Here is a 13,843-nt window from a genome sequence, read left to right as displayed (position 1 = left end):
TTAAATGAAGAATGGAGGATCTGTATGAAGAAAAAAGTAGGTGTGTTTTTCGGTGGACGTAGTGTTGAGCATGAAGTATCGGTTATTACAGGTATGCAGATAATTGAAAACATTGATAAAACAAAATATGAGGTTGTACCAGTGTATATAGATAAAGAAGGTAAATGGTATACTGGTGAAGCATTAATGAACTTTAAAAACTTTAAGAATAATAACCTAAAAAATCTGAAAGAAGTCATATTAACTCCTGTATATAATGATAATAAGATATATTCTCATCCTGAGACTATAGGTTTCTTAGGGAAGAAGCTTGTAGAAGATATTGATGTCATATTTCCAGCACTTCATGGAACAAATGGTGAAGATGGTTCACTACAAGGAGTATTTGAACTACTTAACTTACCATATGTAGGTGGTGGAGTATTAGCCTCATCAGTAGGTATGGATAAGATATTGATGAAGGATGTATTTAAATCGTACAATCTTCCAATAGTTGACTATATGTGGTTTTTCAGAAAAAGATGGTATAGTGAGAAGGATAGCATAATAAATGAAATTGAAAGCAAGCTAGGGTACCCTGTGTTTGTAAAACCAGCTAATCTTGGTTCTAGTGTTGGTATATCAAAAGCAAAAGATAGAGAGAAGTTAATTGATGCTATTGAAATAGCTATTAGGTACGATAGAAAGATTATAGTTGAACAAAGTATAGAAAACCCTAGAGAAATAAACTGTGCAGTAATAGGATATGAAGATAAAGTGAAAGCATCGTTATGTGAAGAACCAGTTGGTTGGAAAGATCTATTAACATATGAAGATAAATATGTTAATAGTAATACTAAAGGAAGCAAAATCGGAGGAAGAAACATACCAGCTGATTTGCCAGCAGATATAACAGAAAAGATACAAGACCTTGCAAAAAAAGCTTTTATGTCTATTGATTGTAGAGGAAATGCTAGAATAGATTTTTTACTTGATGATGCTGGCAACGTGTATGTGAATGAAATAAATACTCTTCCAGGTTCAATTGCATATTACTTATGGGAACCTATGGGAATATCTTTTAAAGAACTTATAACTGAAATGCTAGAAATAGCTATTGAAGCTCATAAAGAAAAGAATGAAAATATGTACTCTTATGATGTTGATTTGTTTAAGAGAATTGAATTTGGCGGAAAAGCTAAAAAAGTATAATAACTAATTTTAGAGCGAAAAGACATGAATATTACGAAATGAGCCTCCTAAAGTAGATGCAGCAAAATGGCTGTGATAAAAATTTACTTTAGGAGGTTCTAATATTTCTAATTCGTGTCTTTTTTTATAACCTTATATTATGCTATAATATGGAATAAGACATAGAACACAGAATATTTAATCAGTTATGCAGAGTCAAATTGAAATTCAAAAAAATCAAATGAGCATTAATAAAAAAACACAAAGGAGGTAATTCTATGAATAGGGACATTGCTTTAAAACATGTTAAAGAGAATATAAAGAATAAAAACCTATTAAAGCATATGTATGCAACTGAAGCAATCATGAGAGGATTAGCTGAAAGATTTGAAGAAGATGCTGATACATGGGGTATTGCAGGGTTGGTTCATGACATAGACTATGATAAAACTGTAGATGACCCACAGAGACATAGTATAGTTGGAGGTGAAATTCTTAAGAAGCTTGGATACTCTGAGGATATAGTATATGCTGTAAAAGCTCATAATGAGGTTCATGGTCTAGAACGAAAAGATTTGATTGATAAGGCGTTATATAGTTGTGATCCACTAACAGGATTAATTGTAGCTGCTGCATTGATTTCTCCTGAAAAGAAGCTAGATTTAATTGATGAGCAATTTGTGTTAAACAGATTTAAAGAAAAGACTTTTGCAAGAGGTGCGAATAGAGAACAAATCAATGCATGTAAAGAATTTGGATTAACCTTAGAAGAATTCATTCATATAGGGTTGGACTCAATGAGAAAAATAAAAGATGATTTGGGACTTTAATAGTTAAATGGAGGCATGTTATGAAAACTAAGGAAAAAATAGTTGAATTTATGAAAGAGCAGGCGTATAAGCCAATGCTAAGCGAAGAACTTGCACAAGCATTTAATATTGAGAGTAGCGATTATAAAGATTTCTTTAAGATACTTGATGAAATGGAAAATGAAGGCTTTATAATAAAAACTCATAAAAATAGATATGGCATTCCAGAAAGAATGAATTTAGTAGTAGGAAGACTACAAGGACATCAAAGAGGATTTGGATTTGTTGTCCCTGAAAATAAAGAACTCAACGATGTATTTATTTCAGCGCAGGATATGAATGGAGCCCTTCATGGAGATAAGGTTGTAGCTAGAATTATATCCAAGAGTAATGAAGGAAGAAGACAAGAAGGAGAAGTTATCAGGATATTAGAAAGAGTAAATAAAACTATAGTTGGTATATTTGAAAACAGTAGAAACTTTGGATTTGTTGTTCCAAACGACACTAGGCTTAACATGGATATATTTATACCTAAATCAGAAATAGGAAAAGCAAAAACTGACCAAATAGTTATTGTAGAAATAGCTAAATGGCCAGAAAAAAGACGTAATCCAGAAGGAAAAATAATTGATATACTTGGACATAAAAACGAAGTAGGCAACGACATATTAGCTATAATAAAAAAATATGGATTACCAGAAGAATTTCCAGACAATGTAATAGCAGAAGCAGAACGAATACCTGATGAGATACCAAAAAAAGAAATTAGTCGTAGAATGGACTTAAGAGATAAAATGATATTTACAATAGATGGTGCAGATGCAAAGGATTTAGATGATGCAGTATCTATTGAAAAGCTGGATAATGGTAATTATATGCTAGGAGTTCATATAGCTGATGTTACACATTATGTAAAAGAAAATGCGCCACTAGATAAAGAAGCTCTAAAAAGAGGAACAAGTGTATACTTAGTAGATAGAGTAATACCTATGCTTCCTAAAAAGCTGTCAAATGGAGTATGTAGTTTGCATCCAAATGTTCCTAGACTTACACTGAGCATTTTTATGGAAATTAATAAAGTAGGTAAGGTAGTAGATCATAAAGTAGCAGAAACTGTCATACAAAGTAAAGAGAGACTTGTGTATGATGATATTTCAGATCTACTCGAAAAAGATGATGTAGAAATTAAAGGAAGATATAGTCACATATTAGATGACTTAACACATATGGAACAGCTTTGTAAGGTACTAACTGCAAGACGTGAAGAGCGAGGAAGCATTGATTTTGACTTCCCAGAATCCAAAATAATTCTAGATGAAAATGGAAAGCCAATTGAAGTAAAGAAATATGATAGAAGAATAGCTAATAGAATGATAGAAGAATTTATGCTGATAAGTAATGAAACAATTGCAGAATACATGTATTGGGCTGACATTCCTTTTTTGTATAGAATACATGAGGATCCTGATCTAGATAGAATAAACGATTTTAATAAATTTATTCATAACTTTGGGTATCACTTAAAGGGTTCCCAAGAAATCCACCCAAAGGAGCTTCAAGCATTACTTAAGAAAATCGAGGGTACTAGAGAAGAAACAGTCATTAATACTCTGATGCTTAGATCACTTAAGAAAGCTAGATACAGTGCAGAGGCGGAAGGCCACTTTGGTTTAGCTGCTCAATACTATTGTCATTTTACTTCGCCAATAAGAAGATATCCTGACTTACAGATACATAGAATTATCAAAGAATTTATCAGTGGTAAAATGACAGAGGAAAAAATTGAGAAGTTAAGATTGAATTTGCCGAGGGTAGCTGAACAAACCTCAGTGAGAGAAAGAGTTGCAGATGAAGCTGAACGAGAGACAGATGATTTAAAGAAAGTGGAATATATGTCTGAGAGAATCGGCGAAGAACACGAAGGAATAATCTCAGGTGTAATGCCATTTGGAATATTTGTTGAGCTTGACAATACCATAGAAGGTTTAGTACATGTAAGCACACTTGTAGATGACTATTATCAACATGACCAACTAAATTACTGCTTTATTGGTGAAAGAACTAAGAAAACATACAGAATAGGCGATATTGTAAAGATAAGAGTTGTAAAGACTGATGTAATTAATAAACAAATTGATTTTATTATAATTGAAGATTAGTGCGCAGTTAAGGGTAACTATTATACAGAAACAGTCATAAACAAATGCATTCTGATTGTCTCATATAGTTAGCCTTGTTTTTTTATTTGCTTTTGAGGGGGAGAGGCGGATGAGTATAATCACAGGTTTTTTGATACTTGCCATTTTAGTATTTATAGTTGAAGTTTTGTCTATTGCATTAAAGCTAACAGGTTTAAATATTGAGAAAGCAAGGTTTCAAGTTATATCTATTATAACTAATACTGGATTTACCACTAAAGAGTCCGAGCTTATAGCACAACATCAAACTAGAAGAAGTATTGCCCAGATGCTTATGTTAATAAGTTATGTAGGATATGCTACTATTATAGGCTTAGTAGTTAATATACTTCAAAGTGATAATAAGCTTCTTTATATGGCTATAACTGTTATTATAATTCTAACTGTTATACTAGTTTTTATAAGAAATAAATGGCTGGTTAGAAGATTAGAATCTTTGATTGAAAAACAGCTTCGTACTAAAATGAAGAAAATGAGAAAATATAGAACAGTTGAAGAAGTATTGAACTTAAATGAAGAATATGGTGTAGCAGAGTTCGTTATTGAAGAGGGTAATAGACTAATAGGGATGTCTCTAGGTGAAGCAAAGCTGACGCGCATAGATATACAAGTATTAAATATTGATAGAGGATCATATATAATACATTTTCCAAAAGGAAGCTCTGTATTTATGCAAGGGGATAGAGTTACGGTTTATGGAAAATTAGTCAATATTAAAGAACTAGTTGTTAATCAATATAAGCTAGATAAAGCAGCAGCAAATTGAACAATGATAAGTAAATATTTTTCTATACTTTGGTGAGTGAATAGCCTCAGCTTATTTGATATAATTGTAATATACGAATAAGAGGGGAATAATATGAAAGACTTTAAAGATAAATTGAAAAAAGTACCTACAAATCCTGGTATATATTTGATGAAGGATGTAAACGGCAATATTATTTATGTAGGTAAAGCAAAAAACTTAACTAAAAGAGTAAGGCAATACTTTCAAAAATCTAGAAAGCATCCTCCAAAGATAGAAGAAATGAAAGTTGTTCTAAATGATTTTGACTATATAGTAACGGATACTGAACTTGAAGCCCTTATACTAGAGAATAAGCTTATTAAAAAATATAAACCTAGATATAATGCAATGCTTAAGAACTTCGAAAACTATAAATATATTAAGATAACTGACGAAAAATTTCCAAGGATTATAATGGAAATGGATTTAGATACTGATGGGAGATACTACGGACCATTTTCTAAGACTCATTTTATAACTGAAGCATTAGAGTTTATAAAAGATATTTTTCCTATAAGAAGATGTAATAGAAATTTAAATAATGATAAAAATAAACCATGTCTTAATTATTACATAAAGAAATGTATAGGCCCATGTAGTGGGAATATTACTGTAAAAGAGTATAATGAAATAGTAAATGAAGTGATTCTACTTCTTGATGGGAAAAATGAAGAACTAATCAAAATAACTGAGAAAAAGATGATAGATGCATCAAAAAACATGCAGTTTGAAAAGGCTGCACTTTATAGAGATAAGAATTCTATGATAAAACACATGGTGATAAAGCAGAGAGCTATAACGCATGCAACTATAGATAGTGATATAATAGCTTTTTTAACTGACGAAAACAGTATTAATTATTTATTTTATATACGCAATGGTAAAGTTCTAGGAAAATTTCATTTGAAGAGTCTAAGTAAAAATAACCATGGTTTTAATAAAGAAATCAAAGAATTTATGAATAAATACTATGCAGGATTAAGAGAGGCGGCAATATCAGTTGATGGAGTTGCAAAAGAAGATGTTGATGAAGCTCATATTATAGATAGATGGTTATTGAATGAAAATGGAATATATATCAGAATAGAACATATAGATAGTATTGAAAAAACTATAGACTTGACTGTAGAAAGGATTATCGTTATACTAGAACAAATGATGCTTGACGATTCAACTTTAAAGTTGACATAATCAGCATTTTTTGTTATAATTAGATTTGCACTTAATAAGGATGATGGTGATATTATGAGCAAAGGTAAACATGAAGGTAAGATATTAGCTACTAATAGAAAAGCGAGACATGACTTTTTCATAGAAGAGGCTTTTGAGACAGGAATAGCATTGACTGGAACTGAGGTTAAATCTTTTAGACAAGGTAAGGTTAATCTAAAAGAAAGCTATGCTGTGATTGAAGATGGAGAGGTTTATGTCTGTGGAATGCATGTAAGCCCTTATGAACAAGGAAACATATACAATGTTGATCCTTTAAGAAAAAGAAAGCTATTACTCCATAAAAGAGAAATTAGGAAACTGATAGGATATATTACTCAACAAGGTTACTCATTGGTGCCATTAAGTGCATATTTGAAGAATGGTAAGGTGAAAATTGAATTATCTATAGCAAAAGGTAAGAAACTATATGATAAGAGACAGGATATAGCTAAAAAAGATGCTGAAAGAAGAATGCAAAAACATCTAAGTGAAAAGTACTGATAATATTACTAGCAATAAAATTGTAATTATAATTATGAATTTCTAATTCTTAATTAATATATCTCGGGGGCGAAAATGGTTTCGACGGGGGTATAGAGTAAAGAGTAGCGAGTCGTTGTCGCCAAACAACGCTAAAAGTGGCAACAAAAATTAAACGCAAACGATAATTACGCATTAGCTGCCTAAGCGCAGCTCGTCTACTCTAACGGTCCTGCCCGCTGGAAGCTAGGCGTCAAGTAAGCAGGGAACTACTTTAGGGGTTCTCCGACCTAGAGTGGATAAATTGGGGATAGCTGATTAGAGAGTCTGTTGCTGGACGCTTTATGAGGCGAATTACAAATCAGTAACTGCACTCGGAGAAGCTCTTTATGAAGTGCTTTCGGACGTGGGTTCGACTCCCACCGTCTCCACCAAAGTTATCAGGCTAAAATGGATACGGAATGTATCTGTTTTAGCCTGATTGTTTATGTTATACTAAAAACAATTAGACAAGAGAACATTTGAATTTCAGATTATTTATATAATCTTTGGCGCAAAAGAAAACATTGATTTCCGCAAGTAAAATCAAGCAATGTAATTTCCATTACGCTATAATTGTTATAGGGTGATTGAAACGAGGTGAGCAGACGAATGTACGAGTGGCATAAGCAAATCCAAATAATCGTTGATGAAATTGACGAGTGTATCAGACATCATCACGATGAAGCACTAACGCTACGATTTCTTTCTCACAAATTGGGTTATTCTGAATTTCATACTACCAGAAAATTTAAGGAAATATTGGGTATGCAGTTTAGAGATTATTTGCGGCTTAGAAAGTTAGCCTTTGCACTAAAGAGGTTCGGGATAGTGAAAAAAACATTTTGGACATTGCTTTTGATTATGGTTTTTCATCACATGAAGCTTTTACCAGATCTTTCAAGGGATCATATGGTGTAACTCCAAGTGAATACCGAAAAAAGTCTAAGCCTGTCGTTCTTCGTACAAAAATAAACCCTTTCGACCGCTACTTTTTAGGATTGGGAGAGATTAGTATGATGAAATCTACAGATGATGTTAAAATTTATTTTGTAACCATTCCCGCACACAAATTTTTGCACATTAAAAACTATGAGAGTAATGGGTATTGGGATTTTTGGCAAAAGCAAAGTCTTATTCCGGGGCAGGACTGTGAAACAATTTGCGGCTTACTCGATAGTATCAAGGGCAAATTGGATGACGATGGTGGGAGCGAATCTAACAGCGGCAGCGGTCAGATTATGGCATACGTCAATGAACCGGACGGCAGACTCTGCGATTGGGGTATTCCACGTACAGAGTGTTATGGTGCACGTCTTCCTTTTGATTATAAAGGCGAAGTACCACCACAAATGCTTATGATTGATGTTCCCGAAGCCGAGTATATTGTTTTTGAACATGGGTCATTCGATTATGAGCAGGAAAATCGTAGTGTAGAGGAAAAGATTGAAAAGGCAATGGCAACTTTTGATTTTGCAGGCACCGGTTACTGCTTTGATACTTCTCCCGGTAGAATAATTTACTTTTATCATAATCCGGAACGGTTTTTTAAGTATATCAGACCAGTGCGGAAGTCATAATCGCAGGTTTATTTTCACGATAGACAGCAAGAAAATAAAAAGAACGCAAAATAACAAAAGATATTTTATATTAACAATGGCACAATATAAGTATTCTTTTTAGTTCTTATTACCATTCACCCTTGCTTCTTAGTAATCTCCATTATATATGAATATTCAAGAGGATATATTGTTTTCTGGTGACAAAGATAGTTTAGAGCGATTATTTAACATATTAGTAGATAATGCGATAAAGAATACACCTTGTAATGGGGTAATTTCTGCAAGTTTAATCTTGAAAAAAATACTATAGAAATAGAAATAAAAAATACAGGAAAAGGTATTTTTCCAGAAAACATTGATAGAGTATTCGAAAGATTTTATCGTGAAGATTCTTCTCGTACTGGAGAAAGTGGAGGCTATGGATTAGGGCTAGCTATAGCAAAATCAATTGTTGAAAAATATGATGGCAAAATCTATGCTAGAAGCAATTTGGGAGTTGATACATCTTTTATTGTGAAATTACCAGAGAAATAATTCGAAACATTAGGCAGTATATCCATATAAATAATTAACTATACCAAAAGTTACATCAGGAAGAGACTAGAAAAGTTGCAACTGATATTATTAAGCCTAATATGAGTGATAGTGAAGAAGTATAAACTATTAAGAAGGCTATGGATAATCATGGATAATATTGGAGGGAGCAATTTTCATAGTGCATATAACGTACTTGTTGAAAGGCTTTCTAATTCTTCAGGATGGGTATCTAGCGTTTAAACTAGTTTTTGAACTAGCTGGTCTTGAAACAGGTCCTGGGCATGGTTCAGAAGCTGCTAAGCTAGATTTCTCATATAAAGGTAAGGAGACATATAAGATTGCTGTCAAAATAGATGGTGAATGACAACATATTGATTTTTTACCACCTATGTATGAATTGCAATAAGTAAATAAATTAGAACAAAAGATATATTTAATGAACATAAGATAGATATACATTAGAAGAATTAATTATCTTGATGTCCACTACTTTCTAGATATAGAGGACATCAAGCTGAGTTTGTCTGTTTGATTTTTTTGGAAGTTTCACTATATGTTCATAATCCATAAACAAATTTTTTTACTTCACATCTTTCTGTTACAATGGCATCTATATCTCCAGGTTCAAAAAGACCTTCTAAAACTAGTGGAGCTTCAATTTTTCTTACTTTTTCTAATAAATAGAGCTGGTTTGCTGATAATAGCGGCATTCTTCCGTTGTTAGCATCATAGCCACTGACTAAGATCCTGTCAACTCTAGAGCTGAATTTAGCAATAAAATCATCTAAATAATTATATCCTCTTAAAGCTCTGTTTACATTTAATGCTAATGGAAAGTCATATTTTTGAGCTATGCTTCTAAGTTTCTCCCAGCAACCAATCTTATTTGAATTCTCAAGACATATAGGTAGTCCTGATTCTAATATAGGGGTTATATCTTCTATACAATCTATTCTAAATATTACTTTATCTACATGAATTATCTTTGAAACTTGAATAATATCTTTTAGTATTCGTTGTGTTCTGCTATTTTCCGCATAAACTACACCACACCAGGGAGCATGAATTGAAATTTTTTGAAATGAGTGCATTTCCAAGGAACAGTTTAAATATTTTAGTAATTTACGAAGCATCTTTTCAGTACTTAAGGCTATTTGTATATTTTCAAACTTTAAATCCTTGCTTATTTTAAGTTTTTCTGGTGCTTCAATGTTCCATAAACAAAATGCAGCAGTTGAAAGTATGATATCCCTCATATCCTCACTCCTTATACGCTGAATCAATGTGATATAAGATAGTACACAGCAGTGCAAAATACTATCTTATTGGAAGTCTATCATACTTTGAGAATGCCAATCAAATAGGATATTTCTATCTCTTGAGTTTTAGATATAAATATTTCTTATAACGCTATGAATGGTTTTGATATTATTCTTTTGTAATTTTTATTTCTTTATAATTATGCGTTCAAAAAGATAGATAAAATAATATTAAGAAAATATATCAATAGATTGTATTGTAATTGGTGAATTCTTTAAAGGTATATCTTTTGTTTTCAATATTAGGATGCCTTTTCTTATTATATAGTTTATACTTGGTTGGATAACCCCATTTACATAAAGGTGCTGGTAGGAAACATCTTTAGGATCAAATATTCCTTTATCACTATACATAGTTAATTCATCTTTATCAGTATATGTTCTTTTCTGGTCAGCAAGAGCATTATACTGATATGTTTCTCCTCTTAATAGTTGACTGCCTTTATCTTTTATCAATAAATATTGAAGAATAATCGGGACTCCGTTCTGAGGTACATCTAATGTTGTTAATGTCAAAACTCCTTTACTTACCACGTAATTTGCTTGTGGCTGGAGTACTCCATTAATAAAAAGATTAAAAAGAGATACTTTACTAGGATTAGGTATTCCTTTATTACCATACATTAATAATTCATCACTATCTGTATACTTTTTCTTTACTCCATTTGAAACAGTGTTATACTGGTAATTTTCCACACTAATAGTCCTATCTATGATACCGAAGGAACCAGTGATTTCAACCACAAGTACTACTGTAATAGCAGAATTTAAGATTCCTATATCCCAGATAAGCCTATTGTATTCTTGAGAAAAGTCACCTTGGGTAATACTAATAAGATGAATATTATCTATATTAGCTAAAAACAAATCATCTATTACGATAACATTACTAACTGGACTATATCCATCATTGGTTACTTTGATTTCTATTTTCCATGTATTAGATTCATGAGCTCTAACTTCTAGAGGACCAGAAACGATGTACTTATTAATAGTTAGATTGCCAAATATAGGGGGACACTGTGTATCTATACTGGTCTTAACTATCCTTTTTTTTATGCCTAATTTGTTTTGCCAAGTTATTTTAAGAGTGTTAATTCCAGGTACTGTATCAGTAAAAAATGTAGAAGTCCCAGGTGGAGCTGTATGTTTACCTGATTGTGTTGTATCAATGATTTGGTAATAATAGTCAATTGGAAAATTGTTTTGATTTTTTATTTGCCATCTACGTCGTATTGATGGATTATCGGAACATAGTGAGGTCAAAATCAAACTTTTGTCATCAACCTTGCTTTGTAGTGGGTAAAAGTTAGGAAAACCTTCAAACTGAAAGATATCACAAGTTAAATTCTGCGTAAATTCTTTACATACTAGAGGCATTTGACAGAATCCATAAGAAGGTATTAATAGCTGTGTTTTCCCAACTGCCTTAATAATTATAAAAGAACCTGCTGAAAAGCAAATTTGACTATTTAATATAGTAGGTTCTGTTAGAAGCCTTGAACTAGTTTCAACTACAATTTTAAAAGAAAATTCGTCTCTTAACTCTGGTATAAATAAAACAATATCTTTAGATATATCTGGCAAATAACCTCTAATTATAACTCCATCTTCAGTTATTATGTCGAAGGGTATTTTTAAAAGAAATTGAACTCTTTTATAGTTTGGTTTATTCTCTATATTAGTTATAAATAGACTGTTTTTTATGATGAATCCTGGCTTAAATACTATGCTTTTAAAGATATTATCTTCTATATCTATTGTGACGTTTTCAAAACAGCTTTTCTGCTTACATTGAGAATAAATTTTGTCAGTAATGATGCAATCACTTTTTAGATCTGTATTGCCTAGAACTCTAATTGATGGGCCAGAAACTATATTTGATATTGTAAAGCTATCTGAAGTATTATTCATAGCAAAGGCAATGACTCTGTTAATAGAGCGTATACCAGTAGAATTGAAACATCCTGTGACTTCAAAAATAGCTGTCACTGTTTCTCTAGGTGTAAGCTCACGAATTTCCCAAGTAATAGAGTTATGAGATATGAGAATGTTTCCTGAGGATACAAATAGAGTACGTATATTATCAAATTCATCTAGTAGAATATGGTCTGTGACGATAATGCTTTGCAAAGTATCATTTGTTAAGTTGATAAGCTCAAAAGTAAAACGCCAAGTTTTAGATGTACCTAAAAATGTGACCAATGGTCCTCTAGTGACGTATTTTTGTAATACCAGCTGTCTCTCTGCCGGCTCTGCATCTGGAAATATTATTATTCTTATATCTTCTGAAGGTCCTGCAAAGATCTTGCCGGCAGATATATTTCCTACTACTGAAGCACTATCTAAACTTTTAAATCCTTCTTTAGTAAAGTAACCTGTTATGTCAATAACTAGAACAACGGTTTCTAATTCTTTTAGTGCATCAATTTTCCATAGAATCTTATTCTCTGATATATCAATGTTACCTTTAGCAATACTAATAATTTTAATTTCACTAATATTCTCTATAAATAAGGTATCTGTAATAAGAACATCAGATACATTAGTATAACTGGAATTCACCACTTTTATTTCTGCTCTCCAGGTATTAATTTTTCCAACATTAACTTCTATTGGTCCAGAGGTAATAGTTTTAGTAATGTCTAATCCTTTAACAACCTCTATTGCTTTTCCAGAGATAATGTCTGATTTTATATATCCTAATAATCTATTTCCAGATGATAAAGCTCTATCGAGGAAACGAATGCCGCTAGCTTTAAAATAACCTTTTACTTCAAAACTTGCAGTAGCAGATTTTCCTATGTCTAGAGTACCTATACTCCAGTTAATTATATTATCAGTTATGGCGATATCACCTTGAGATGGAGGGAAGTCTATGATACTTGAAATAGCGTCTAGAAGAACAGTGTCTATCACAGAAATATCGCTAATTGGTACAGTTCCGATGTTGGTTACTATTAGTTCAAATTTCCAAGTGTTAATATGACCTGTTAAAGTAACTACAGGACCATAGGTAATATTTTTATCAAGTTTTAAATATGGCAATATAGGTTGTGCAGTACTATGAATTATAATGTCAGCATCTGTTACAGGTTCATCAGAGATAGGACCTGATGGTATATTGCCTTTTACACAGGCTATATTAAGTTTGGTTGTTTCTTTGTTAAAGGTGATGAAAGTAATAATAATAGGAGACCCTTCTAGCGGAACATCGTCAGTTTCTAGTAAAAGTAGTCCTTTTTCAATTCTATAGTTTGTCATTGGTTGTAATATACCATTGATGAAAAGGTTATAATAAGAGACCTCATTAGGATCAAGAATACCTTGATTGCCATATTCACTTAATTCATCTTTATTAGTATAGACATTTTTTCCGCTTTTAGATAAAGCGTTATATTGATAAACTTCAGCTCTTAATTTTGCTTTTTTAGTATTTTTATCTATTGAATTATAAATGATATTAGTTGAGTTATTTTTAATCATAATTATCACTTCCAAAAAATTAAATACTTAATATTGATAATTTTTATCGAATTATAATGTTTTAATCAAAATTTGTTATTTATTTACTTATTAAAACAGTCTAGTCAAAATAAGAATATACTTCTTCCTTATATTATTTTATGTGCAAAATAAATAATATGTTACTCAAGAAAAATGTTAAGTACTAAGGATGTACTTATATTATTATGTAGGTTCTATTTCATGAAATATTAAATAAAATATA

Annotated in this window: 12 protein-coding genes and 1 other RNA gene; 11 read left to right on the top strand and 2 right to left on the bottom strand. The window is 31.6% G+C overall.

The genetic code is table 11. The annotated features are described in order from the left end of the window. Nucleotides 1-24: 24 nt before the first annotated feature. From HNR33_RS01640 to HNR33_RS01590, 11 genes are all read left to right on the top strand, one after another. Nucleotides 25-1,191: a D-alanine--D-alanine ligase family protein gene (locus HNR33_RS01640; protein WP_429079331.1), complete on the top strand. Its 1,167-nt coding sequence runs from the start codon at nucleotides 25-27 to the stop codon at nucleotides 1,189-1,191. A 257-nt stretch (nucleotides 1,192-1,448) separates the two neighbouring features. Then, nucleotides 1,449-2,000: an HD domain-containing protein gene (locus HNR33_RS01635; protein WP_429079330.1), complete on the top strand. Its 552-nt coding sequence runs from the start codon at nucleotides 1,449-1,451 to the stop codon at nucleotides 1,998-2,000. 20 nt (nucleotides 2,001-2,020) lie between these two features. Next, nucleotides 2,021-4,138, top strand: coding sequence for a ribonuclease R (rnr, locus tag HNR33_RS01630; RefSeq protein WP_429079329.1), 2,118 nt, complete (start codon nucleotides 2,021-2,023; stop codon nucleotides 4,136-4,138). Between the two features lie 109 nt (nucleotides 4,139-4,247). After that, the gene (locus HNR33_RS01625; protein ID WP_429079328.1) at nucleotides 4,248-4,943 is read left to right on the top strand and encodes a TrkA C-terminal domain-containing protein; all 696 of its coding nucleotides are present in this window, start codon (nucleotides 4,248-4,250) and stop codon (nucleotides 4,941-4,943) included. A 93-nt stretch (nucleotides 4,944-5,036) separates the two neighbouring features. Further along, entirely contained in the window at nucleotides 5,037-6,155 is a 1,119-nt protein-coding gene (gene uvrC, locus HNR33_RS01620; RefSeq protein WP_429079327.1) for an excinuclease ABC subunit UvrC, read from the top strand. Between the two features lie 54 nt (nucleotides 6,156-6,209). Further along, the gene (gene smpB, locus HNR33_RS01615; protein WP_429079326.1) at nucleotides 6,210-6,677 is read left to right on the top strand and encodes an SsrA-binding protein SmpB; all 468 of its coding nucleotides are present in this window, start codon (nucleotides 6,210-6,212) and stop codon (nucleotides 6,675-6,677) included. A gap of 65 nt (nucleotides 6,678-6,742) precedes the next feature. Then, nucleotides 6,743-7,090: a transfer-messenger RNA gene (gene ssrA / locus HNR33_RS01610) on the top strand. 205 nt (nucleotides 7,091-7,295) lie between these two features. Then, entirely contained in the window at nucleotides 7,296-7,616 is a 321-nt protein-coding gene (locus tag HNR33_RS01605; protein ID WP_429079325.1) for a hypothetical protein, read from the top strand. Continuing rightward, entirely contained in the window at nucleotides 7,541-8,275 is a 735-nt protein-coding gene (locus HNR33_RS01600; protein WP_429079324.1) for a helix-turn-helix transcriptional regulator, read from the top strand. The genes HNR33_RS01605 and HNR33_RS01600 overlap by 76 nt, the downstream gene beginning before the upstream one ends. A 288-nt stretch (nucleotides 8,276-8,563) precedes the next feature. Then, entirely contained in the window at nucleotides 8,564-8,791 is a 228-nt protein-coding gene (locus tag HNR33_RS01595) for an ATP-binding protein (RefSeq protein WP_429079550.1), read from the top strand. A 181-nt stretch (nucleotides 8,792-8,972) separates the two neighbouring features. Continuing rightward, a complete protein-coding gene (locus HNR33_RS01590; protein ID WP_429079323.1) occupies nucleotides 8,973-9,158 on the top strand; it encodes a hypothetical protein in 186 nt (61 codons plus the stop codon). Nucleotides 9,159-9,351: 193 nt separating this feature from the next. Here the strand turns inward: HNR33_RS01590 and HNR33_RS01585 are convergent, their stop codons facing one another. Both HNR33_RS01585 and HNR33_RS01580 read right to left on the bottom strand, forming a co-directional pair. Continuing rightward, on the bottom strand, nucleotides 9,352-10,050 hold the full coding sequence (locus HNR33_RS01585; RefSeq protein WP_429079322.1) for a hypothetical protein: 699 nt from the start codon (nucleotides 10,048-10,050) through the stop codon (nucleotides 9,352-9,354). A gap of 234 nt (nucleotides 10,051-10,284) precedes the next feature. After that, nucleotides 10,285-13,599 carry a DUF4183 domain-containing protein gene (locus HNR33_RS01580; protein WP_429079321.1) on the bottom strand — a complete coding sequence of 1,105 codons (3,315 nt, stop codon included), beginning with the start codon at nucleotides 13,597-13,599 and terminating at the stop codon, nucleotides 10,285-10,287. Between the last annotated feature and the right edge of the window lie 244 nt (nucleotides 13,600-13,843).

Source organism: Brassicibacter mesophilus (genome assembly GCF_050433385.1).
GTDB classification, from domain to species: Bacteria; Bacillota; Clostridia; order Tissierellales; family Proteiniboraceae; genus Brassicibacter; species Brassicibacter mesophilus.
Note: the sequence above shows the minus strand (reverse complement) of the source record. Positions and strands in the feature narration are given on the sequence as shown.